This window comes from Synechococcus sp. TAK9802 (genome assembly GCF_014279535.1).
Lineage (GTDB): Bacteria > Cyanobacteriota > Cyanobacteriia > PCC-6307 > Cyanobiaceae > Parasynechococcus.
The window spans coordinates 2,098,165-2,120,313 of sequence record NZ_CP047937.1 but is presented as its reverse complement, the minus strand read 5'-3'; the positions used below and the strand labels follow the sequence as shown (position 1 = coordinate 2,120,313).

Genomic DNA, 22,149 nt, shown 5'->3' with positions numbered 1-22,149 from the left:
TGAAGGTGTTGGTCCCTTTGAACTGAAGGTCACGGCATTGCCAGCGCTCATCTCGGCTTCTCCGACCACCCCTGCTTCGCGGGTCGAGCCAGCCAAGATTGCGGCGCGACCAAACCGTGATCGCTTGGTTGCAACGATTGAGCAGCTGGCCAGCATTGGCGCCAAGCCGGACGGCAGCGTGTGTCGACGCGGGTTCTCGCCGGAGGATGTGCAGGGTCGTGAGTTGCTGGCCCACTGGATGAAGCAGCTCGGCATGCAGGTGCGTGTTGATGCCGCTGGCAACTTGATCGGACGTCTGGAAGGCCTCGATCCCCACCGCCCTGCCCTGGTGACCGGGTCGCACCTCGACACGGTTCCCACCGGTGGACGTTTTGATGGGGCCCTGGGGGTGTTGGCCGGTCTGGAAGCCTGCCGCGCTCTTCAAGACCAGGGCCTGCGCCTGCGGCACGGCATCGAGTTGATCGTCTTTGCCGACGAGGAGTCGACCATGGTGGGCTGCAAGGGCTTGGCGGGCACGGCCTCCGATGACCCGGAGAGTTTTGCCACCAGCAATGGTCAGCCGATTCAGGACAACCTGGCGCGCATCGGCGGCCATTGGCCCTCCCTGGCCTCGGCTCGCCGCTCCGATGAGGCCTATGCCGCTTTCCTGGAGTTGCATGTTGAGCAGGGTGGCGTGCTTGAGCAACGCGGCGATGCCATCGGTGTTGTGGAGGGCGTTGTTGGCCAGCGTCGCTTCAGCATCAATGTGAGGGGCCAGGCCAATCACGCCGGCACCACACCGATGGGGTTGCGACAGGACGCCCTCGTGGCGGCCTCGCGTCTTGTTCTTGCCATCGAGGCCATGGCCTCCCGTCATCCCGGAGATCCGGTGGCGACGGTGGGTCGACTGGAGGTTTGGCCCAATGCCGCCAATGTTGTCCCTGGCGCCGTCGCCCTGACGGTTGACCTCAGGGATGTGGATCCCACCGTTCTCGATCAGTTGGTGGAGGAGTTGATGCAGCAGGTGGAACGCATCGGTGTTGAAACCGGCTGCCCGATTGCGGTTGACCCCCAGTTCAGCGTTGATCCCACCCCTGCTGACGCTGTGGTGATGGCCACGATCGCTGAGGCCGCAGCCGATATCGGCTTGTCCCACAGCCATCTCCCCAGCCGTGCCAGCCACGATGCCCAGGAGGTTGGCCGCCGTTGGCCGATGGGCATGATTTTTGTGCCCAGCCGGGGCGGCCTGAGTCATTCCGCTGCAGAGTTCACCAGTGACGAGCAGTGCTGGGCGGGCACCGCTGTGCTGCTGGAAACGTTGCTGCGGCTCGACCGTCAGCTGCTGTGACTTTTTCGATCCTGGCCCGTGATCCCAGCAACGGTCGCTTTGGTGTGGCTGTGGCCACCTGTCATCTGGCCGTTGGATCCACCGTGCCTCACATCCGCTCCGGGGTTGGTGCTGTCGCCACCCAGGCCCACACAAATCCGTATCTGGGGATTTGTGGTCTTGAGCGCCTGGAGCAGAGTTCGGATGCCGAGAGCGTTCTGGCCAGCCTTCTTGCGGATGATCAAGACCGTGAACGGCGTCAGTTTCACCTGATCGATCTGGACGGTCGTACGGCTTGTTGGACGGGGCAGGATTGCGGCCCTTGGGCAGGGCATCGCCATCAGCGTGATCTGTCTGTTGCCGGCAATTGCTTGGTGGATGAGGGCGTGTTGGTAGCCATGGAGCAGGCCTTTCTCACCAGCGACCCCAGCTTGAAACTGGGCCGCCGCTTGATGATGGCTCTCCAGGCCGGGGAAGCGGCTGGTGGTGACCATCGTTCTCCCTTCTGCACGTCAGCGGCGGTGCAGGTGAGCGGTGAAGCGGCTTTTCCGCTGTTGGATCTGCGCGTTGATTTCCACGAGCGCTCCGTGGAGCAATTGATGGAGGTGTATGAGCGCAGTCAGGCTCTCTGGGCCCAGGAGTGGCGGGATGAACTGTCGGAATTGCCGATGCTCAACCGCTTGGTGGCTTGAACCTGCTGCGTCGTTGACGCCATTAAAAAAGCCCTGCAACACAGTCGTGTGCAGGGCCTTTTCAGGAATTCAACTCAGGCTTGTTCAGCTAGGGACGGATGCTTCCCACTCCACGTTCAGGCCGGCCTGACGTGCGTCGGTGATCAGGTCATCGATGCAATCCATGCCAAAGGCGGCTTGTCCAGACAGCAGGGCATCCCATTCCTGAGACGGAAAGTGGGTCTGCAGCCAGAACACGCCATGCACGCTGGAGGGACTCACTTGCACGAGGCCTTGGTCGAGGCGAGAGGTGATGAGATCCAACGTCTTTGCTGAAGCTGGATCTATTACGCCTCAATCCTCGGAACTGGAATGTTCGAGTTGCTACGGATTAAGAAGTTGGCCTAGCGCGTGTAGCCCACGCCGCGGTACACGAGCTGCACCGGAGTGCGGTGGTTGTTGATCTGGCGGGCTTGGTACACGTTGCGGCGGTAAACCAGCTGCACCCCGGGCTTGCCCTGAGTGGCGTTGTTTTGCTGGTACTGATGCCCGCGATAGAGAAGGGTGGTCATTGGATGGTCCTCGAAGCAAGCTCAGGTCCCCGTTCCATGGCCTGAGGCGAACTGCGCTTCGCGCGATGCGAAGTGAACGATCGGTAGCTGTTGCTACAGAAATATTGAAGCTCTTGCAAATGCCGAAGTGGTGTTCAGGTTGATACCTCTTCAGAAAAGTTTTTGGTTTTGTTTATTTTTGTGCGTAGGAATTAGTGGGTCTGGCTGATCTCAATCAGTTGATTGAGCACAGCATCGAAGAAGTTTCGGCCTTGTTCCTGGAGCGTGGTGCCCAGCCTGCGCCAGTCCTGGGTCAGGCGATCGGGCCCTTCAGCTCCAAGGGCGTTCACCACGTAGTCGTGGTCGTTGGCGATCCAGCGTTCCAGCGCGTCGCCGTCGATCTCGAGGTGGCATTGCAGGCCAATGGCGTGGGCCCCGATTCGAAACACCTGTTCGGCGCAGTGCAGTGAAGAACCCAGCAGGGTTGCATCAGCCGGGAGGTGGATGCGATCACCATGCCAATGCAGCACCAGGCTGCTGCTTGGTTGCCCCTTGAGCAGGGCCTCATCACTGGGATTCACGACCCAGTGGATCGCGCCGAGCCCCAGTTCCTTCAGTTGCTGCGGTGGTGCTCCCACCTGCAGCGGTTGAATGCTGCCCCCTGCAGCCACAGCCAAGAGCTGCGCCCCGAGGCAGATGCCCAGCACCGGTCGGCGTTGCTGGTGCCAGGCCCTTAACCAGTCCAGTTCCTGCAGCAACCAGTCCATGCCCGGTTGGTCGCGATCGTTCACGCTCATCGGGCCACCGAGCACAAGGGCGATGCTGTTGGCACACGCCCTGGGGTCCGGCAGTGGGTCGCCCCGGTCGGGCCTCAGGATTTCGAGTGTCAGGCCCCGCTGCCGCGCCAGCTCTCCCACCAGTGCGGCGTCTTCGTGGTCCACGTGTTGGACCACCAGCAGCGTGGGGCTCAAAGCAGCAGGTAGCGCTGGGCCAGGGGCAGCACCTCGGCGGGCTCACAGGTGAGCAGTTCACCATCGGCGAACACCTCATAGGTCTGTGGGTCCACGCTCACCTTGGGCAGCGCTGAATTCAGCTTGAGGGCGCTCTTGCCCACGCTCCGGGTGTCCTTCACCGCCATGCAGGTGCGCTCGAGCCCCAGCTGGCGTTGGATGTCGGCATCCATCGCCGCTTCGCTCACGAAGGTGAGACAACTGGGGGCGAGGGCTTTGCCGAAGGCGCCGAACATCGGCCGGCCGTGCACCGGGCCTGGGGTGGGAATCGAGGCGTTGGCATCGCCCATCTGGGCCCAGACGATCGAACCGCCCTTTACCACCAGTTCCGGGCGAATGCCGAAGAAGCCTGGCTTCCACAGCACCAAATCGGCGAGTTTGCCGGTTTCGATCGACCCCACTTCGCTGCTGATGCCGTGGGCCAACGCCGGGTTGATCGTCACCTTGGCGATGTAGCGCTTGAGCCGGTGGTTGTCGTTGCGAGCGGAGTCTTCCGGCAGCGCACCGCGCTGCACCTTCATCTTGTGGGCGGTCTGGAAGGTGCGGGTGATCACCTCGCCCACTCGGCCCATGGCCTGGGAGTCGCTGGCGATGATCGAGAAGGCGCCCAGGTCGTGAAGGATGTCTTCGGCGGCGATCGTTTCGCGCCGGATCCGTGATTCGGCAAAGGCCACGTCCTCGGGGATCTTCGGATCGAGGTGGTGGCACACCATCAGCATGTCGAGGTGCTCCTCGAGCGTGTTGCGGGTGTAGGGCCGGGTGGGGTTGGTGCTGCTGGGCAGCACGTTGGCCTCGCCGCAGATCTTGATGATGTCCGGCGCGTGTCCACCGCCGGCGCCTTCGGTGTGGAAGGTGTGGATGGTGCGTCCCTTGATGGCGGCGATCGTGTCTTCCACGAAGCCGGCTTCGTTCAAGGTGTCGGTGTGGATGCACACCTGCACATCCATCCGATCGGCCACAGACAGGCAGGCATCGATGGTGGCGGGCGTGGTGCCCCAGTCTTCGTGCAGCTTCAGGCCGCAGGCACCGGCGCGCACCTGTTCTTCCAGCGCTTCCGGGGTGCTGGCGTTGCCTTTGCCGAAGAAGCCCAGGTTCACCGGCAAACCTTCGGCGGCTTGGAGCATCCGTCCGATGTGGAAGGCGCCGGGGGTGCAGGTGGTGGCATTGGTGCCTGTTGCCGGTCCGGTGCCGCCGCCCATCAGGGTGGTAACGCCGCTGGCCAGGGCCGTTTCGATCTGCTGGGGGCAGATGAAGTGGATGTGGGTGTCGATGCCACCGGCCGTGAGGATGTGGCCCTCCCCAGCGATGGCTTCGGTGCCTGGGCCCACCACGATCGTCACCCCTTCCTGGGTGTCGGGGTTGCCGGCTTTGCCGATGCCAACGATGCGGCCATCCTTGAGGCCGACATCGGCTTTGACGATGCCCCACCAGTCGAGGATCAGGGCATTGGTGATCACCGTGTCGACGGCGCCCTCGGCTCGAGGGGTCTGGGATTGGCCCATGCCGTCGCGGATCACCTTGCCGCCGCCGAACTTCACCTCATCGCCGTAGACGGTGTAATCCTTTTCGACTTCCAGAATCAGATCGGTGTCGGCCAGGCGAACTCTGTCGCCGGTGGTGGGTCCGTAGGTCTCGGCGTAGGCCTGGCGGGAGATGCGGTAGGGCATGGGTCAGGCGTCGAGGGGTCCGTTGATCTGGCCGTTGAAGCCGATGACGCGTCGCGCACCGGCGAGAGGAATCAGGTTCACGTCGCGGCTGTCGCCGGGTTCAAAGCGGATGGCGGTGCCGGCGGGGATGTCGAGCCGTTGACCGCGGGCTGCGGCCCGGTCGAACTGCAGGGCGGCGTTGGCTTCGGCGAAATGGAAATGGGAGCCCACCTGCACCGGCCGGTCGCCGCTGTTGGAGACGCTCAGTGTGGTGACGGGCCGGCCTGCATTCAGCTCCAGTTCACCCGGTTCGGGGAGCAGTTCGCCTGGGATGAGAGGTGCCATGGGTTCTGCCTCAGCGAATCGGGTCGTGCAGGGTGACGAGTTTGGTGCCATCGGGAAAGACGGCCTCGATCTGCACCTCATGGACGAGCTCGGGCACGCCCTCCATCACCTGGTCCTGACGCAGCCAGGTGGTGCCTTCCTGCATCAGCTCCGCCACGCTCTTGCCGTCACGGGCGCCTTCCAGCACCAGAAAACTGAGCCAGGCCACCGCTTCGGGGTGGTTGAGCTTCAGGCCACGGTTCAAGCGCCGCTCAGCAAGCAGTGCTGCGGTCACGATCAGGAGCTTGTCCTTTTCCTGGGGACTGAGATGCATGGCGAAGCTCGGTCTTCTTCAGTGTGTCTCCGCTGCAGCCTCGAAAGCGTTCACAATGGACGTTTGTCGGCGCAGAGGCTGTTCCTGCAGGGGCCAGACCCTGGGAATGCGAGGCCGTGTCAGCCCCCGGATCGTTCGCGTTCGCTCCCAGATCCGGCTGAACCAGAAGCGGGCATCACGGCTGGACTCGCCGGAATAGCGGGCGATCAAGCCCTGATTCAGAGCGCCGCAGCGCATCGTGCCCGTCAGGCCTTCGCGGTCGGCCCGCGCTCCCTCCAGCAGTGATGCTGTTGTTTCGGCACCCATCGCCATCGGTGCGGCCCAAACCAGTGTTCCGAACACCGGCGCGCCTCCCAACCCATGCGGGCTGTCCAGGCTGGCGCCGCCGAGCTCCACCCGATCCGCCAGCTCCCAGGTTGAGCGGTTGCCTGCGAGGCGCTGAATGGTGAGGCTCGAGCGCCACCGTCCCTGCTGCAGGGTTTCGCCGGCGGCGGTTCGGCCCAAGCGCACGATCTCTGCGCTGAGAAAGGAGGCGTCCTGGGGCAGGGTCACCGTCAGCTGCTGCTCGAACAGGGCATCGGCGTACAGCACCAGTTCCTGCGGCAGCCATTCGAAGTCACTGCCGCTGGCCAGTGAGCAGCGCACCTGTTGATGGGCAAAGCAGCCCTCGGGTTGCAGGCGGCTGCGGCCGATCGATCCGTAAACCTTCTGCGCCGCCACGCTGGTGATCAGGCCGCGGCTGTTGGCCTCAAGCTTGAAGTCCAGGCTGAGTTGATCGCCGCCCACCAGGCCTCCGGCGGTGTGCAGCACCGGCAGCTCGCAGCGTCCGTCTTCACCGCGTTCACTGCGAAGCAGCTTGAACGGAGCCGTGCAGCCCCCCTGGTGTTTGGTGCTGCCGTTGGTGGCATGAAACTGCAGGTCGCAGCGGCCGTGCCAGGGATCGAGACGTTGCATGGCCTCACGCTCCGCCGCCACCGGCTTCAACTTTGTAGCAATGCACACCAAAGCGCTGCTGATTGATCGGCACGCTTTTGTTTTTGAACTGGAGAGGAGCTGCTGGTGACGGATGCGGTGGTCGTGTTGGAGCAGCGTCTGCAGAACAGCAGTGCCACGGCCACTCTGCAGTTGCCGTTAACGGCCGAAGAGCGCACGGTGCTGCGGGGCCGTCGCACCACCTCCTGCGGTCGTCCGGTGCTTTTGCAGTTGCCCCGTGAGGGTTCTCTCCAGCCCGGTGACTTGTTGGGGGATCAGTCCGGTTCGACCGTTGTGGAGGTGACGGCAGCGCCGGAGGCGTTGCTGCGGGTGCAGGGATTGCATCCCCTGGAGCTGTTGCAGGCGGCTTATCACCTGGGCAATCGCCATGTCGCCCTGGAGCTGCATGAGCAGGAGCTGTTGCTGCCGGAGGATTCCGTTCTCGCCACGATGCTGGAAGGCCGTGGATTGACGGTCAGCCGCTGTCTGCAGCCGTTTGCCCCCGAAGGCGGTGCCTATGGAGGCCATCAGCACGGATGACGTCCCTTGCGTTGCTGCAACTGGTCAGCCCTGCCCTGCCCGTGGGTGCCTTCAGCTATTCAGAGGGGCTGGAGGTGTTGATTCAGGCGGGCTCCATCGCCGATGAGCAGGGCATCCAGGGTTGGTTGGAGGCTGAACTGCAACGGGGCGCGGTGCGGCTGGAAGCCGCGGCATTAAGGCCTCTGGCGGAGGCTTTGGTGGGGTGGTCCACCCAGGCCGATGCGGCGGCCAAGGGGCGCCTGATCGATCTTGATGGTTGGCTGTTGGCCACCCGCGAGGCCGCGGAGTTGCGAGCCCAGCAGCGTCAGATGGGGATGTCGCTGCTGCAGTTGATGACGGACATGGGGCACGACCTGCCTGAACCCGTGGCCCTGAGCTGGCCAGCGGCCTGGGCCTGGGCCGCTGTGCGCTTGTCGGTTTCAGGGGGAGACATGGTGGAGGGGTACCTCTACGGCTGGGTTGCCAATCAGCTCAGTGCCTCGGTGCGGCTGCTGCCGTTGGGTCCCTCCCGAGCGCAGGTGCTGCAACAGCGGCTGCTGCCGCTTATTGCCTCCCAAGCGCAGCAGCTCCAGGCGGCCGATCCCCAGCAGCTCTGGAGCAGCGGTGTGGGTGCGGGCATGGCGCAGCTTGCCCATGCTGAGCTGTATTCACGCCTGTTTCGAAGCTGATGAGCAGCAAACTGCGCCTGGGGGTGGCGGGCCCTGTGGGATCCGGCAAGACCGCACTGGTGGAGGCCCTCTGTCGCCGCTTGCGCGACGAGCTCCAGCTCGCGGTGGTCACCAATGACATCTACACCCAGGAGGATGCCCAGTTCCTCACCCGTGCGGGTGCCCTGGATCCAGAGCGGATCCGTGGCGTGGAGACCGGTGGTTGCCCTCACACAGCGATCCGTGAAGACTGCTCGATCAACCGAGCTGCCGTGGCGGAGCTGGAGACGCAGTTTCCGAATCTCGATCTTGTTCTGGTTGAGAGCGGCGGCGACAACCTGGCGGCGAGCTTCAGTCCGGAACTGGTGGATCTATGCATCTACGTGATTGATGTGGCGGCCGGCGACAAGATCCCCCGTAAAGGAGGGCCTGGCATCACCCGCTCTGACCTACTGGTGATCAACAAGATTGATCTGGCTCCCCAGGTTGGTGCCGATCTTTCAGTGATGGAACAGGACACCCGGCGGATGCGGGGAGACCGGCCTTGGTGTTTCACCAATCTCCACAGCGGCGAAGGCCTGGAGCAGGTGGTGGGGTTCCTGTTGCAACAGCTACCGAATCGTTGATCCGCTGCTGCTGGGCTCGTCATTTAGTTCTTCTTGATACCAAAGCCAGGACGCGCTGATCCGTACGTTCCATCAGCTGCCGTCAGGCACATTCCTGTTTTGGAACACCATGAGCTCTTCTCTCTCTAAGCGTCTGTTCGCCGGCATGGCCGCGGCATCGCTGGGCCTTGCCGTGACCGCATGCGGTGGCGGTGACAAGGCTGCCAACGTTGACTACGACGACAGCGTCACCGTCGGCATCCTGCACTCGCTGACCGGCACCATGGCCATCTCCGAGTCCACTCTGGTGGACACCGAGAAAATGGCGATCGATGAGATCAATGCCTCCGGTGGCGTTGAAGTTGATGGCAAGAAGTACAAGATCGAGTACATCGTCGAGGACGGTGCCTCCGATTGGCCCACCTTCGCTGAGAAGTCCAAGAAGCTGATCGACCAGGACCAGGTGCCCGTGGTCTTCGGTGGCTGGACCTCCGCCAGCCGCAAGGCGATGCTGCCTGTGTACGAGTCGAAGAACGCTTTCCTCTACTACCCGATTCAGTACGAGGGTCAGGAGTGTTCCAACAACATCTTCTACACCGGTGCCACTCCGAACCAGCAGTCGGAGCCTGCCACCAAGTTCATGTATGAGAAGTCGCCTGCCGCTGGCAAGCCCTTCTTCCTCGTGGGTTCGGACTACGTCTTCCCCCGCACCTCCAACACCATCACCAAGGAACAGCTCAAGTCCCTGGGTGGCGAAGTGGTCGGTGAGGACTACCTGCCCCTGGGCAACACCGAGGTTGCTCCGATCATCGCCAAGATCAAGAAGGCCCTGCCTGACGGTGGTGTGATCATCAACACCCTGAATGGTGACCAGAACGTCGCCTTCTTCAAGCAGATCCAGGACGCCGGCATCACCCCCGATAACGGCTACTACGTGATGAGCTACTCCATCGCGGAAGAGGAGATCAGCACCATCGGTTCTGAGTTCCTTGAGGGCCACTACGGCGCTTGGAACTACATGATGTCGATCGACACCCCGGCATCCAAGAAGTTCGCTGCTGACTTCAAGGCCAAGTACGGCGCCGACCGCCAGGTCGCTGACCCTCAGGAGTCGGCCTACAACATGGTCTACCTGTGGAAGAAGGCTGTCGAGAAGGCCAACAGCTTCGACGACGACAAGGTGCGTGAGGCCCTGGTCGGCATCGAGTTTGACGCTCCTCAGGGACCTGTGAAGGTGATGCCCAACCACCACCTCTCTCAGACCGTGCGCATCGGCCAGATCACTGCTGACGGTCAGTTCGAGATCCTCGAATCCACCGATGGCCCCGTGGCTCCTCAGGCCTGGAACCAGTTCGAGCCCAGCTCCAAGGGCTTCGCTTGCGACTGGACCGACGCCGCCAAGGGTGAGAAGTACAAGCTCTGATCTTCTGATCACAGCCTGATTGCTCTTCAGGGAGGAGCCCGGTCACGGGCTCCTCCTTTCGTCGTTTCATTGAACGCTTCGTTTCACACGTCCGTGCAACTGCTTCTCGAAAGCCTGTTCAACGGTGTTGCCATCGGCTCGGTGCTGCTGATGGCCGCCCTCGGACTGGCCATTGTCTTCGGCCTCATGGGCGTGATCAACCTCGCCCATGGTGAGCTGATCATGCTTGGGGCCTACACCACCTACGTGGTGCAGCTGATCTTCAAGCTGCCTGCGCTGCAGCCGGTTTACAACGCCTACGTGCTGGTGGCGCTTCCCCTGGCTTTCATCGTCAGCGGTGTGGTCGGCATCCTGCTGGAACGTACCGTGATTCGCCGGCTCTACGGCAACCCGCTGGAGACCCTGCTCGCGACCTGGGGCGTCAGCTTGATTCTTCAGCAGTTCGTGCGGAGTGTTGCCCTGGCCCACGCCGCCGGCCTGATCCTTGCGCTGGTGCTGGGCTTTGGCCTGCCGCTGCTGCTTCCCTCCTCGCTTCTTTCGGGGCCTCGGGCTCGTTTGGTGCGTGCGGGGAGTTGGGCTGTTTCAGCCCTGGGTGGTGTGCTGCTGGCCGGTGGCCTGGCCTCACAAATCAGCCGCATCGCCAGGGCCACCTCCCGCAATGTGGATGTGACGGCACCCAAATGGATGCGCGGCGGGATCGAATTCATGGACATCACCTTTCCCGTGCCGCGCCTGGTGATCATCGTGATCACCATCGTTGCGGTGGTTGGGGTGACGTGGTTCCTCAACAAAAGCGTGTGGGGCATGCGCATTCGTGCTGTGACCCAGAACCGTTCGATGAGTGATTGCCTTGGCATCCCCACCGACACCGTTGATGTGCTCACCTTTGGCATCGGCTCCGGTTTGGCCGGTGTGGCGGGGGTTGCTGTTTCCCTGCTGGGTTCGGTGGGCCCCAACGTGGGCGGCTCCTACATCGTGGGCTGCTTCATGGTGGTGGTGCTCGGTGGCGTCGGAAACCTCTTGGGCACAGTGCTCGCGTCCTTTGCCATTGGCCTGCTCACCGACTTGATCGGTGCTGGACGTCTGCTGACGATCTGGCCTGACATGCCAGCTCCCCTGGCCGGCGCGGTGAATTTCTTCGCCACCACGAGCATGGCCCAGGTGATGGTGTTCGCTCTGATCGTGGTGTTCCTTCAATTCCGTCCCGCGGGTCTGTTCCCGCAAAAAGGACGCATGGTGGAGGCCTGATCTGATGTTCCAAGCCTTTCAACAACGCCGTTGGCCTTTGATCATCCTTTGGGTGGTGATCGTTGCGGCCATCGTTGCCGCGCCCGCTGTTTTGCCGGTGTTTCGGCTGAATCTGTTGGGTCGCTTCCTTTCATTGGCGATCGTTGCCCTGGGTATCGATTTGATCTGGGGCTTCACCGGGTTGCTCAGCCTTGGCCAGGGCATCTTTTTTGCCCTCGGCGGTTACGCCGTGGCGATGTACCTGCAGCTCAACAGCTCGGGTGATCTGCCCAATGGCATTCCCGAGTTCTTCAGCCTGTATGGCGTGGATCGGTTGCCCGCCTTCTGGGAGCCGTTCCATTCCCCGCTGTTCACCTTGGTGGCGATTTGGCTGGTTCCGGCCGTGCTGGCTGCCGTGCTCGGCAACCTGGTGTTCCGTAACCGGATCAAGGGGGTCTATTTCTCGATCCTCACCCAGGCGGCTCTGCTTGTTTTCTTCAATTTCTTCAACGGCCAGCAGAAGCTGATCAACGGCACCAACGGCCTTAAAACCGATGTGACCCAGCTGTTCGGCCAGATGGTGGGTTCCCCGGAGATGCAGCGGGGATTCTTCTGGTTGACCTCAGTGGTGGTGATCCTGGCCTGGCTGTTTCTGCGCTGGGTGGTGCGGGGCCGGTTTGGAGACGTGTTGATCGCCATTCGCGATGACGAACCCCGGCTGCGCTTTGCCGGTTACAACCCCACCCTGTTCAAGACGATCGTCTTCGCCATCGCTGGTGGTTTGGCAGGCATCGGTGGTGCGCTCTACACCGTTCAGTCCGGCATCGTTTCGCCGCAGTACATGACCGTTCCCTTTTCGATTGAGATGGTGATCTGGGTTGCGGTGGGTGGTCGAGGCACGCTCGTGGGAGCCATCCTCGGCGCTGTGGCCATCAACTACGCCAAGAGTTTGGTGAGCGAAGCTCTCCCCCAAAGTTGGCTGTTCATCCAAGGGGGCCTGTTCATCCTCGTGGTGACGGCCTTGCCGGAGGGCGTCATTGGCTGGTTCCGAGGCGATGGCCCTCGCAACTGGCTCAACCGATTCGGCATTGCCCGTCGGAGTGAGACCTATCCACGTCTCGAACTTGAAGGTCAGGAAGAGGTTCAGTCATGAGTACGGCTTTGTTGGAGTTGCGCCAAATCACCGTCAGTTTTGATGGCTTTTTGGCGCTGCGCGATCTCAACCTCAGCCTTCAGCCTGGGGAGCTGCGCGCCGTGATCGGGCCGAATGGTGCAGGCAAGACCACGTTCCTGGATGTGATCACCGGCAAGACCGCTCCCACGGAAGGGGATGTGGTGTTCAAAGGACGCTCTTTGGTGGGAACGCGCGAGCACCGCATCGCGCGCTTTGGCATTGGCCGCAAGTTTCAGAGCCCTCGTGTTTTCGAGAAGCTCAGCGTTAAGGAGAACTTGGCTTTAGCGGTCAGCCAGCCGAAGCAGCCCTGGTCATTGCTGGTGGGGGGCCTGAATGGGGAGCAGCGCGATCGTGTTCATCACCTGATGAGCATCGTCAATCTGCAGAACCGTGCCGATTGGGCAGCTGGGTCGTTGTCCCACGGTCAGAAACAGTGGCTTGAGATCGCCATGCTTGTGGGTCAGGATCCCGACCTGTTGCTGGTGGATGAGCCGGTGGCTGGGCTCACGGATGAGGAGACCGATCTGACGGCGGATCTGCTCAAGTCGCTGGCCGGGGATCACACCGTGTTGGTGATTGAGCACGACATGGAATTCATACGGCGACTTGAAAGTCCGGTGACGGTGCTGCATCAAGGCCATGTCCTCTGTGAGGGCACGATGGATCAGGTGCAGGCCGATCCCCGGGTGATTGAGGTTTATCTCGGCACCACTGAGGAGGAAAACCAATGACGAACCTGCTGGAGATTCAAGGCTTCAACACCTTTTACGGTGAAAGTCACATTCTTCGGGATGTTGATCTCAGCGTGAAATCGGGGGAGATGGTTTGTCTGATCGGCCGTAATGGTGTGGGTAAGACCACCCTGTTGAAGTCGCTGATCGGTCTGTTGCGCCCCCGCTCCGGAACCATGGCGTTTGATGGTTCTCAGTTGGATCGTCAGGCTCCGCATCAGCGGGCTCGGGCCGGGATTGGTTATGTGCCGCAAGGTCGCGAGATCATCCCCCAGCTCACGGTGGAAGAAAATTTGCTTTTGGGGATGGAGGCGTTGCCGGGTGGATTGGCCCGGCATCGCCACATTGATCCATTCGTGTATGAGCTGTTTCCGATCCTTCAGGAGTTTCTACCGCGTAAGGGCGGTGATTTGAGTGGGGGTCAGCAACAACAATTGGCCATCGCCCGTGCGTTGCTCGGCAAGCCAAAGTTGCTGCTGTTGGATGAGCCCACGGAGGGCATTCAGCCCAACATTGTTCAGGATATTGAAGCTGCTGTTCGGCGGATCATCGCCGACACCGGGATCGGGGTGTTGCTGGTGGAGCAACATCTCCACTTCGTTCGCCAGGCTGATCGCTATTACGCGATGCAACGGGGCGGCATTGTTGCCAGTGGCTCAACCAGTGAACTCAGCCAGACGGTTGTTGATCAGTTCCTGAGCGTTTAGAGCTTCGCTTCTGATGGCTTCTTCCGGGTCAGCTCAGCTGGCCCAGATGGATTCTGTTGCAGGCTCTTCATTCATGGCGTAATCGCTCACGTCGGCACGCACGTGCAGCATCTGCCCTGTCATCGACATTTTCCAGATTTCCAGGCGCGCATCCTCGGGGGCTTCGAACCAAAAGACCTCTGTGGGCATCACCACCTTTTCTCGGTAGAAGTGGTCGGCACCAATGCATTTCACGATCACCATTCGGCTGGTGTCGTTTTTGTAAACACACTCAATCATCCTGAGCATTTGGAATGATGCCAATCTCGTGGTCTTAAGACAAGAGGAGTGTTTGATTGGTCACCGAATCAGCACGCCTTTAGATTTGATACAGATGAGTTGATACAGAGTCGGTCGATTGTGTATCGACCGTCACGATTTTGCTCTGGGCTTTGAGAAGTGAGTGCCCAATAGCGTTTTGAAGATCGCACAGAGTGGCTCTTTCGTTTCAGCTGAAACAATTCTTTTTCGCTGCTTTTTGCATGATTGCTTTGTCGATCGTGGGGATTGCAGAATGGAGAAAGCAATCGGTTTGAGTGTTTCTCAGCAATTCGATGTTGAGCGGATGAATCGCGCGATCGAATCAACAATTGATCCACAGCAGCTGCAGGTTTTGGCCAAGCAATTGCTTCAGGCGTGGCATTCCCAGCGCGCTGCCACAGTTTGGATCACGCGAGAGCGGGAGCAGCTGGGCTGAGGTTCAATGCGTTGGCTTCAAGCAGCGAGCTCAGAGGTGATGCGTTGCGGATTGTGATTCGGCCGTTTCAGGGATGTGCGATCTGCCTGTCCTGCTGCGGCCAGATCAGCTTGAAGGGCTGAATTGCAACTGCGCAGTCGCGACCAGCTGGGCAGCTGATGGGCAATCGGCGCCTGCATCAGTTTGGCCAGGCCGGGTCGCAGCAGGCCGGCGAAGTTTTGAACCGCCAGTTCTTCGCCATGGCGGTCGTAAGGCAACCGATTGATGGCTGAATCAAGGCCGAATTGCCTCACGCGATCCTCGCCAACTCGCCGATACAGCACCTCAAGGGTCGGCAGTTGATCCATCGACATCACACAACCTTCGTGTTCCATCAGGCCGCGCAACACCGTGCCGAAAATTTCGCCCGCCATGCGCTGCAGGCCTTCGCTGGGTTGTTGGCCCAGCTCCTTGTGTTTGTGGTCGAACAACCCCAGATCCACTTGAGCGATTCGGCTGGAGGCCACATGGCGATACACCTCAGACAGCAGGCCCACCTCCAGTCCCCAGTCCGACGGGATGCGCAGATTCATCGCCAGATCGGTGGTGAAGGCGAATTCACCAGCTAGTGGGTATCGGAATGACTGCAGGTACGACAGGTAGGGCAGAGGTCCGAAAATTTGCTCCAGGCTGGCCAGCAGTGGGCCAACAAACAGACGGGTGGCTCGGCCCTGAAGCGCTTGGGTTTCGAGGGAAAGGCGGCTGTAGAACGCCTTCACGTAGGCAATGCCGTGGGATCGATCCAGAAGGGGACGGAGCATGCGCTCTGGATACGCCGATCCAAAGGTTCTGATGTCGGCATCGAACAGGCCAACCACCTCAGCGTTCTGGCACGCCACTCCGAGCCCCTGCCAGACCGCCCAGCCCTTGCCTGGTGGTCCGGTCACGTCGAGCCCCAGTTCACCGACAGATTCGAGCAACTCGCGGACGGCGGGGCCGTTGGTCCAGTGCACCCGAACGGGGAAGGGCATCCCTTCGAAAAATTTTTCCGCCGCTTTGACGTCTTCCGCGCTCGTGGCCGCCAATGCCACCACCAGTTCGTTGAGTCCCTTCAGGCCCGAAAGTGTGTCGCGAATCAGGGCGAGGGCCGGGCGGCTGAATTCCTCCATTAGGCAGGGGATCAGCAGGGTTGTGGGTCGCTGACTCAGTTCCTGGTTGAAGGCAACCGCATCGAGATTGCCCAAGCTGTAGTCATGGACGGTGCTGATCAGGCCCTGCTGAAAATCCATGTGGTGTTCGATGCAACAACAGAGGTCAGAGTCCTGCCCCATACCTGAAAGGTCTGGAGGAGGAAGGTGATGCAGCCCCCGCGCGACGAGACGCTGCGGACCCTGCTTGGAGATCTGTACCCGAGCAATTCTTCCGGGGATGGCAAGGAGTTGTCGTCGCAATTGCTGCAGATCTTGAGCCAATCGTCAGGAGATGGCGATATGGCAGAACACATCGATCGCTGGGACGGTGGCGATGTGGTCTTGATCACCTACGCCGACACCATTGGTGAGCAGGGTTTTCCTGGGCTTCAGGCCTTGAAGACGTTTGTGAATCGCCATCTGCAGCCCTTCGCAGCGGTGATTCATGTGCTGCCGTTTCTGCAATCCACCAGTGATGGCGGTTTTGCGGTGGCCAGCCACACGACGCTTGAGCAGCGTTTCGGTGATTGGCGTGATCTCGCCGCCCTGGCCCAGGGCCGACGGCTGATGGCGGATCTCGTTCTCAATCACGTGTCGGCCTCTCACCCCTGGGTGCAGCAGTTCATGCGCGATGAGCAGCCCGGCCGCTCCTGCGTGCTCGAGGCAGCCCCGGATCCCTGCTGGGCGGATGTGGTTCGTCCGCGCAGTTCCAATCTGTTCACGCAATTGAGGGGCCCCGTTGGTGCCCGTCAGGTCTGGACCACCTTTGGCCCCGATCAGGTGGATCTCAACTGGCGCAGTGCGGAGGTGCTGCTGGGCTTTGCCCGGCTGATGCAACGCATGGCCCGGCATGGGGTGCGCTGGATCCGTCTGGATGCCGTGGGTTTTGTTTGGAAGGAACCCCACACCTCATGCATCCATCTGCCGCAGGCCCATCAACTGGTGCGGGTGCTGCGTCTGCTGCTCGATCAGGTGGGACCCGATGGCGTTGTGGTCACCGAGACCAACGTTCCGGAGCAGGAAAATCTCTCGTATCTGAGAAGCGGTGATGAAGCGCATCTCGCTTACAACTTTCCCCTGCCGCCCTTGCTGCTGGAGGCCAGCGTCAGTGGTCGGGCCGATCTGCTCAATGCCTGGCTGAGTCGTTGGCCCGCCTTGCCGCCGCAGACAGGGCTGCTCAATTTCACCGCCTGTCATGACGGAGTCGGCTTAAGACCCCTGGAGGGCCTGATGCCCCAGAAGCGCTTGCTGCAGTTGTTGATCGGCTGCGAGCAACGGGGTGGATTGGTCAGCCACAGGATGCTGAGTTCCGGCGACGAAGTTCCCTACGAAATCAACATCAGTTGGTGGAGTGCCATGGCGGATGGGGGGATTGATCCCACGTATCTCCAACGGGAGCGCTTCCTGCTCACCCAACTGTTGATCCTGGCCTTGCCAGGGGTCCCCGCTTTCTATCTGCCGGCGTTGTTGGCGGCTCCCAATGATCTGACCCGCTTTCGTCGCACGGGCCATCGCCGGGATCTGAATCGGCCCCAGTTCACGGCCCAGGCCCTGGAGCGCCGCCTGGCCGATCCCGATTCAGATGTCTCTGCGCTGTTGCCGGCGCTGCGGCGGGCTCTGGCCGAACGGGCTGTTCACTCGGCCCTGCACCCGGATGCTCCGATGACGGTGCTGAGCGGGGACCGGAGCGATTGCGTCATCCTGCGGCGCTCCCGTGGGGGGGAAACGCTGGTGGCTGTTCACAACATCACGGCAGCGCGCCTCAGCTTTCGCCTTAGTGGCCTAGGTGGTGATCTGAACCAGCCCTGGGCCGATTGTCTGAGCGGTCATGTGTTCGAACCACATCAGTCGCATTCGCTAGAGCCTTATGAGGTGCATTGGTTGGTTCAGCCATGACCGCGAGTGTCGAGCCGGCGTGGTGGGTGGTGACTGATCTCGACGGCACGTTGCTGGATCACAGCTACGACTGGTCGCCGGCCAAGGATCTGATCCCTCAGCTGCAACAGCACCGGATTCCGGTGATTCCCTGCACTAGCAAAACGGCCGAGGAAGTGCGCGGCTTTCGCGCCGAGGCGGGGCTGCATGACCCCTACATCGTTGAAAACGGTGGCGCCGTGCACGGGGAAACTCCGGAAGGGGAGCCCTGGGAGCTGCCGTTGGGTCCGGATTGGACGGCGCTGAAACCTCAGTTGCAGCGACTTCAGGCCGAGTTGGGTGAGCCCCTGCGTCCGTTGGATGAACTCAGTGAGGCGGAAGGGCAGCGGTTGTTGGGGCTTGGCGGTGAAGCCTTACGCCAGGCGCAGCGGCGGTGCTGCAGCGTGCCTTTTGTGCCGCCCTCGGCAGAGGGGCGTCGCCGGCTTGAGGTTCTGGTTCAGCGGATGGGCCTGACGGTGGTGCAGGGCAACCGTATGGGTCACCTGCTGGGCCCAGACATCAGCAAAGGCAAGGCGTTGGCCACCCTGAAGCGACATCTGGGTGCTGAGCAGGTGAAGGTCTTGGCCTTGGGGGATTCCCCCAACGATCTGCCGTTGCTCGATGCGGCCGACATCGCTGTTGTGGTGCCCGGGGCCCATGGCCCCCATCCCGCGTTGCGTTCCGGGATCGCTGCCGGGCGTTTCCAGCTGGCGGCAGCCCCCCATGCCAACGGTTGGGATGAGGCTGTGCGCCGGATTCTTCGGATCTAGGCCATCGCTGGACCCTGGCTCAATCCAGCAAGGATTGCCATAGCTCCACTGCAGCAGTGGTTGCCGCCATGGGCTGACCGTTGTGGAATGCGATCGGTCGACAGCTGAGGCTGTTGATCAGAACGGCCTGATCGTCGATATCGAACGTGGCCGCCAGCTCGGTTTCCACCGCGATGCCCTGGGCCAGTGCACGGCCCCGCATCACCCCTGGGAGGCAGCCGCTGCTGAGGGGCGGTGTCAGCCACTGTCCGCGACGCCGGACCAGCAGATTGGCCGCCGTTCCGCAGCACAGGGCTCCAGCCGTGTTCAAGAGCAGAGCGTCGTCGGCCCCTTGCTCCTGGGCTTCCCTGCGGGCCTGGATCGATTGCCCGTAGGCAAAGGTCTTGCAACGGCTCAGGCGGCTGGAGGCGTTGCGGCGCTCATGGCGACTGGTGATGGTGGTGACGGCTGAAAATGTTGGTGTGCAGGTCTGGAGCGTGAGCCAAAAGCGGTGGTGCCCTAGGGCCGGCAGTCCGATTCCGCGCTGAGGTGAGCTGCCCCGGCTCCAGTTGAGGCGCAGGGCTCCATCGGCTTCGCTCAGTTGGCTGCGTTGAATCGCATCTCCAAGCAGAGGCTCCAGCGCGTTACGCTGCGGTGGCGGGTCCATGCTCAGCAGAGCTGCACTGTCGCTCCAGCGCTGCAGGTGCTCCTCCAGGAGTTGCGGTGCACCGTTGCGGATCAGCACCGTTTCAAAGAGGCCATCGGCCAGTAGCAGGGCGCGGTCGTCGAGGGGAAGCTGCAGGCTTGCAGCTGTCCCCCACTGGCCGTCGATCCAGGCGATAGCGGTGCTCATGCCAGCGCCTCCAGCAAGGGCTGCAGTTTCCACATCAACTCCTCTGCTTCGCCAAGGGGATCCGAGTCGGCGACGATTCCGCAGCCGGCATGGGCCCGCAGGGTGTCGCCTTGGCGCAGTAAGGATCGGATCAAGATGTTGCTGTCGAAGCTGCCATCCCAGTCGACCCGCAGCAGTGATCCGCAGTAAGGCCCTCGGCTGGTGGGCTCGAGCTCTTGCAGACGTTGGCAGGCCCGCAGTTTCGGCGCCCCGCTGATCGACCCCCCAGGCCAACTGGCTTCCAGAAGATCGACCCAGCTCAATCCGGTCTGAAGTTGTCCCTCCACGACTGAGGTGAGGTGATGCACGGAGGCATAACTTTCGAGACCTACCAGTTGGGGAACCTGAATCGAACCCGGCTGGCAGGCCCGACCGAGGTCGTTACGCAGCAGGTCGACGATCATCACGTTCTCGGCCCGGTCCTTGTCGCTGCACACGAGTTCCGCGGCGAGATTTGCATCCTGTTCGGGGTCGCCATGGCGCGGCCTGGTGCCTTTGATCGGCCGGGTTTGTACGGCTCCATCAGCACTCACCTGCAGAAACCGCTCCGGGGACGATGACAGCAACGCCTCGTTCTGGTCGCTGATGATCAGCCCTGCAAAGGGGGCAGGACAGGCCTGCCTCAGGGTGAGAAACAGCTCAAGGGCACTGCCTCCCTGGGGCCAGGCTGTGCTGCAACAGGCCGTGAGATTGGCTTGGAAGAGATCACCTGCAGCGATCAGATCACGGATGCGCTGCACTCCTTCGGCGTACTGCTTGGGTGTGGTGTGGTGACTCCAGGCCGTTAGGGGGATTGATGGGGGCTCGTCGTTGGGCTGCTCAGGGCTGGAGGCCAGCTGTTGGGTGAGGCGTTCCAAAGCAGCCGTGCTGCTGGCTTCGATCCACAGCCTGCGCTTTTGCAGATCAAAGCGAAGCACCGGATCGTGGCGGGCGATCCAAAGCGTGGCCATGCCATCGCTGGCCCAGGGGTTTCCCGGTTCCACCCAGGCGGCGGCTTCATAGCTCAGCCAGCCGCACCAATGCCCTGGGGCAAGCCCCCGCAGTGCCTCGAAGGGATTGCCGGCTCCTGACTCTCCAGGGAGACCGCGGCAGCAGATGATCTCCTGGGGTGCCACCGCCAGGGTGGCCCATCGGCCCAGGTTGCTGCCGTCGCCATCCAGCCAGACCAGGCCTTCTTCGCCGTAAGCATGGGCCAGTTGGTTCGCGAGCGCGTGGGGCTCCTGCCAGGGCAGTTCAAGCCGTTGGGGGCGGATCATGCCGCTGTGGAACTGCAGAGGTCAGGCCGGCCTGCCTCGCGGAGTGCTGCATCACGGATGCGGCAGCTGTCGCAGACGCCGCAGGGGTGCGTGCCGCCGCTGTAGCAACTCCAGGTTGTATTGATCGGAACACCCAGGCGAAGGGCTTCCTCAACGATGCGCACCTTGCTCCAGTGCACAAGCGGTGCCCAGAGTTGGGCGCCATGGCCTTCCCGACCGGCTTTGCTGGCCAGGTCGGCCAGGGTCTGAAAAGCGTTGAGGTAGTCGGGCCGGCAGTCGGGATACCCCGAGTAATCGACAGCATTCACGCCCAGCACCAACCTCTCGGCTCCGCGAGCCTCCGCCAGGCTGAGGCCAATGGAGATGAACACGGTGTTGCGCCCGGGCACGTAGGTGGGCGGAATGCTGCCTTCTTCCACGCCATCGGTGGGGATCGAGATGCTGGCGTCGGTGAGGGCTGAGCCCCCCCAGCTGGCCAGATTCACGCTGATGCAGTGATGCTCTGCCAAGCCAAGCTGCTCAGCAACGGCAGCGGCGGCGTCCAATTCGCGGCGATGGCGCTGGCCGTAGTCAAAGGACAGGCCGATGACGCGGTCGCCCTGCTCAAGGGCAAGGGCCGCAGCGGTGGCGGAATCCAAACCTCCCGATAGAAGTGCGATGGCAGTGCGTTGACTCATCTCAGAACCGTGAGTTCGTGCAGCGCGCAGTAGTCCTGCTCATCCAGCTCGGTGCCCTTGGCTTGTTCAAGCAGGGACAGCAAACCGCGCAACCCCTGATCCTGGAGCCCAGCCGTTGTCGCCTCCTCCAGGAACAGGCGCAGGTCTTTGCGCAGCAGGGCGGTGCTGAAGTTGGGATCGGCGTAGCTGTGATCCAGCATCCGTTGCAGCTTCTTGTCGAAGGTGGGGGCGTAGAGCGCAGACGGCCGCAGGATGGCCATGAACGTTTCCACAGGAACGCCGGCCCGCTGAATCAGTTGCAGGGAGAGGGAGAAGCTGTGGGTGAGGCTGGCGATCAACTGATTCAGGGCCAGCTTGGTGGCAGCGCCGGTGCCAACGGGGCCCACGAGCTGGGGCTCCTGGCAGAGATGAGAGAGGAGTGGCCGTTGTGCTTCGAAGACATGCTCTTCGCCGCCGGCCATCACCAGCAGCGATCCGTTCAGTGCCTGTGGTTTGCTGCCGAGCACCGGGGCTTCCAGATACCGCCCTCCCTGGTCCGCAACCTGTGTGGCGAGCTTGCGGCTTTCGTCCACCCCCATGGTCCCCATCGGGATCACCGTTGAGCCTGACAACGCCCCAACCGTGCTGATCACGGATGCGGTGGCAGCCCCGTCACGCAAGACGGTGACCAAGATGCTGTTGTTTTTCGCGGCTTGCCCCAGATCGTCGATCGCTGTTGCACCCTTCTCCACGAGGGAGACGATGCGGGAGCGGTCGCGATTCCAGACGTGGACCTTGAGACCCTGCTCCAGCAATCGCGTTGCGATCGCCGTTCCGAGGAGGCCTGTGCCCAGAACGGCCACTGAGGTCATGGGCTCAGGTGATCAAATTCTGTTCAACCTCAACGTA

At 62.0% G+C, this 22,149-nt stretch carries 26 protein-coding genes; 13 read left to right on the top strand and 13 right to left on the bottom strand.

All coding sequences use genetic code 11. The features are described 5' to 3' along the window. The first annotated feature begins 37 nt into the window (after positions 1-37). Entirely contained in the window at positions 38-1,327 is a 1,290-nt protein-coding gene (locus SynTAK9802_RS12120) for a Zn-dependent hydrolase (RefSeq protein ID WP_186496504.1), read from the top strand. After that, a complete protein-coding gene (locus SynTAK9802_RS12115; RefSeq protein WP_186496502.1) occupies positions 1,324-1,998 on the top strand; it encodes a DUF1028 domain-containing protein in 675 nt (224 codons plus the stop codon). The genes SynTAK9802_RS12120 and SynTAK9802_RS12115 overlap by 4 nt, the downstream gene beginning before the upstream one ends. An 84-nt stretch (positions 1,999-2,082) precedes the next feature. Here SynTAK9802_RS12115 and SynTAK9802_RS12110 read toward each other — a convergent pair whose 3' ends face one another. From SynTAK9802_RS12110 to SynTAK9802_RS12080, 7 genes are all read right to left on the bottom strand, one after another. Next, a complete protein-coding gene (locus SynTAK9802_RS12110; RefSeq protein ID WP_115009785.1) occupies positions 2,083-2,301 on the bottom strand; it encodes a hypothetical protein in 219 nt (72 codons plus the stop codon). 80 nt (positions 2,302-2,381) lie between these two features. Continuing rightward, positions 2,382-2,549, bottom strand: a complete 168-nt coding sequence (locus SynTAK9802_RS12105) for a DUF4278 domain-containing protein (protein WP_114988753.1) — start codon at positions 2,547-2,549, stop codon at positions 2,382-2,384. 191 nt (positions 2,550-2,740) lie between these two features. Beyond that, positions 2,741-3,499: a type 1 glutamine amidotransferase gene (locus SynTAK9802_RS12100; RefSeq protein ID WP_186496500.1), complete on the bottom strand. Its 759-nt coding sequence runs from the start codon at positions 3,497-3,499 to the stop codon at positions 2,741-2,743. After that, a complete protein-coding gene (gene ureC, locus SynTAK9802_RS12095) occupies positions 3,496-5,205 on the bottom strand; it encodes an urease subunit alpha (RefSeq protein WP_186496498.1) in 1,710 nt (569 codons plus the stop codon). The genes SynTAK9802_RS12100 and ureC overlap by 4 nt, the downstream gene beginning before the upstream one ends. A gap of 3 nt (positions 5,206-5,208) precedes the next feature. Then, positions 5,209-5,529: an urease subunit beta gene (locus tag SynTAK9802_RS12090; RefSeq protein ID WP_186496496.1), complete on the bottom strand. Its 321-nt coding sequence runs from the start codon at positions 5,527-5,529 to the stop codon at positions 5,209-5,211. A gap of 10 nt (positions 5,530-5,539) precedes the next feature. After that, positions 5,540-5,842 carry an urease subunit gamma gene (locus SynTAK9802_RS12085; protein WP_006851427.1) on the bottom strand — a complete coding sequence of 101 codons (303 nt, stop codon included), beginning with the start codon at positions 5,840-5,842 and terminating at the stop codon, positions 5,540-5,542. Positions 5,843-5,860: 18 nt separating this feature from the next. Next, positions 5,861-6,796 carry an urease accessory protein UreD gene (locus SynTAK9802_RS12080; protein ID WP_186498230.1) on the bottom strand — a complete coding sequence of 312 codons (936 nt, stop codon included), beginning with the start codon at positions 6,794-6,796 and terminating at the stop codon, positions 5,861-5,863. A gap of 105 nt (positions 6,797-6,901) precedes the next feature. Here SynTAK9802_RS12080 and ureE point away from each other — a divergent pair, with 105 nt between their 5' ends. From ureE to urtE, 8 genes are all read left to right on the top strand, one after another. After that, entirely contained in the window at positions 6,902-7,354 is a 453-nt protein-coding gene (gene ureE / locus SynTAK9802_RS12075) for an urease accessory protein UreE (protein WP_186496494.1), read from the top strand. Beyond that, the gene (locus SynTAK9802_RS12070) at positions 7,351-8,022 is read left to right on the top strand and encodes an urease accessory protein UreF (RefSeq protein WP_186496493.1); all 672 of its coding nucleotides are present in this window, start codon (positions 7,351-7,353) and stop codon (positions 8,020-8,022) included. The genes ureE and SynTAK9802_RS12070 overlap by 4 nt, the downstream gene beginning before the upstream one ends. Beyond that, positions 8,022-8,627 (top strand): urease accessory protein UreG, encoded by a 606-nt coding sequence (ureG, locus tag SynTAK9802_RS12065; protein ID WP_115009792.1) that lies wholly within the window; start codon positions 8,022-8,024, stop codon positions 8,625-8,627. The genes SynTAK9802_RS12070 and ureG overlap by 1 nt, the downstream gene beginning before the upstream one ends. A 109-nt stretch (positions 8,628-8,736) precedes the next feature. Then, complete coding sequence (gene urtA, locus SynTAK9802_RS12060) at positions 8,737-10,029, top strand: urea ABC transporter substrate-binding protein (protein ID WP_186496492.1); 1,293 nt, start codon at positions 8,737-8,739, stop codon at positions 10,027-10,029. A 93-nt stretch (positions 10,030-10,122) separates the two neighbouring features. Further along, on the top strand, positions 10,123-11,277 hold the full coding sequence (locus SynTAK9802_RS12055; RefSeq protein WP_115131366.1) for a branched-chain amino acid ABC transporter permease: 1,155 nt from the start codon (positions 10,123-10,125) through the stop codon (positions 11,275-11,277). Positions 11,278-11,281: 4 nt separating this feature from the next. After that, complete coding sequence (gene urtC, locus SynTAK9802_RS12050) at positions 11,282-12,409, top strand: urea ABC transporter permease subunit UrtC (protein ID WP_114988744.1); 1,128 nt, start codon at positions 11,282-11,284, stop codon at positions 12,407-12,409. Continuing rightward, positions 12,406-13,161 carry an urea ABC transporter ATP-binding protein UrtD gene (urtD, locus tag SynTAK9802_RS12045; RefSeq protein WP_186496491.1) on the top strand — a complete coding sequence of 252 codons (756 nt, stop codon included), beginning with the start codon at positions 12,406-12,408 and terminating at the stop codon, positions 13,159-13,161. Before urtC ends, urtD begins: the two co-directional genes overlap by 4 nt. After that, on the top strand, positions 13,158-13,868 hold the full coding sequence (gene urtE / locus SynTAK9802_RS12040; RefSeq protein ID WP_186496490.1) for an urea ABC transporter ATP-binding subunit UrtE: 711 nt from the start codon (positions 13,158-13,160) through the stop codon (positions 13,866-13,868). The genes urtD and urtE overlap by 4 nt, the downstream gene beginning before the upstream one ends. A 33-nt stretch (positions 13,869-13,901) precedes the next feature. Here urtE and SynTAK9802_RS12035 read toward each other — a convergent pair whose 3' ends face one another. Next, positions 13,902-14,156 carry a DUF1830 domain-containing protein gene (locus tag SynTAK9802_RS12035; protein WP_370586363.1) on the bottom strand — a complete coding sequence of 85 codons (255 nt, stop codon included), beginning with the start codon at positions 14,154-14,156 and terminating at the stop codon, positions 13,902-13,904. A gap of 169 nt (positions 14,157-14,325) precedes the next feature. Here SynTAK9802_RS12035 and SynTAK9802_RS12030 point away from each other — a divergent pair, with 169 nt between their 5' ends. Beyond that, positions 14,326-14,604, top strand: coding sequence for a hypothetical protein (locus SynTAK9802_RS12030; protein WP_370586362.1), 279 nt, complete (start codon positions 14,326-14,328; stop codon positions 14,602-14,604). 17 nt (positions 14,605-14,621) lie between these two features. On the opposite strand, the gene SynTAK9802_RS12025 is transcribed toward SynTAK9802_RS12030, so the two are convergent. After that, positions 14,622-15,872, bottom strand: coding sequence for a glycosyl transferase (locus tag SynTAK9802_RS12025; protein ID WP_186498228.1), 1,251 nt, complete (start codon positions 15,870-15,872; stop codon positions 14,622-14,624). 69 nt (positions 15,873-15,941) lie between these two features. Here SynTAK9802_RS12025 and SynTAK9802_RS12020 point away from each other — a divergent pair, with 69 nt between their 5' ends. Together SynTAK9802_RS12020 and SynTAK9802_RS12015 are read left to right on the top strand one after the other, a co-directional pair. Then, complete coding sequence (locus SynTAK9802_RS12020; RefSeq protein WP_186496488.1) at positions 15,942-17,669, top strand: alpha-amylase family glycosyl hydrolase; 1,728 nt, start codon at positions 15,942-15,944, stop codon at positions 17,667-17,669. Continuing rightward, positions 17,666-18,457, top strand: a complete 792-nt coding sequence (locus SynTAK9802_RS12015; RefSeq protein ID WP_186496487.1) for an HAD-IIB family hydrolase — start codon at positions 17,666-17,668, stop codon at positions 18,455-18,457. Before SynTAK9802_RS12020 ends, SynTAK9802_RS12015 begins: the two co-directional genes overlap by 4 nt. Positions 18,458-18,476: 19 nt before the next feature. Here the strand turns inward: SynTAK9802_RS12015 and SynTAK9802_RS12010 are convergent, their stop codons facing one another. Genes SynTAK9802_RS12010 through SynTAK9802_RS11995 form a run of 4 tightly spaced genes read right to left on the bottom strand, consistent with a single transcriptional unit; the run spans position 18,477 to position 22,112 of the window. After that, positions 18,477-19,289, bottom strand: a complete 813-nt coding sequence (locus SynTAK9802_RS12010; RefSeq protein WP_186496485.1) for an aminotransferase class IV — start codon at positions 19,287-19,289, stop codon at positions 18,477-18,479. Then, positions 19,286-20,584 (bottom strand): anthranilate synthase component I family protein, encoded by a 1,299-nt coding sequence (locus tag SynTAK9802_RS12005; RefSeq protein WP_186496484.1) that lies wholly within the window; start codon positions 20,582-20,584, stop codon positions 19,286-19,288. The genes SynTAK9802_RS12010 and SynTAK9802_RS12005 overlap by 4 nt, the downstream gene beginning before the upstream one ends. Then, positions 20,581-21,261 (bottom strand): 7-cyano-7-deazaguanine synthase QueC, encoded by a 681-nt coding sequence (gene queC / locus SynTAK9802_RS12000; RefSeq protein ID WP_186496482.1) that lies wholly within the window; start codon positions 21,259-21,261, stop codon positions 20,581-20,583. Before queC ends, SynTAK9802_RS12005 begins: the two co-directional genes overlap by 4 nt. Continuing rightward, on the bottom strand, positions 21,258-22,112 hold the full coding sequence (locus tag SynTAK9802_RS11995; RefSeq protein ID WP_186496480.1) for an NAD(P)-dependent oxidoreductase: 855 nt from the start codon (positions 22,110-22,112) through the stop codon (positions 21,258-21,260). Before SynTAK9802_RS11995 ends, queC begins: the two co-directional genes overlap by 4 nt. Between the last annotated feature and the right edge of the window lie 37 nt (positions 22,113-22,149).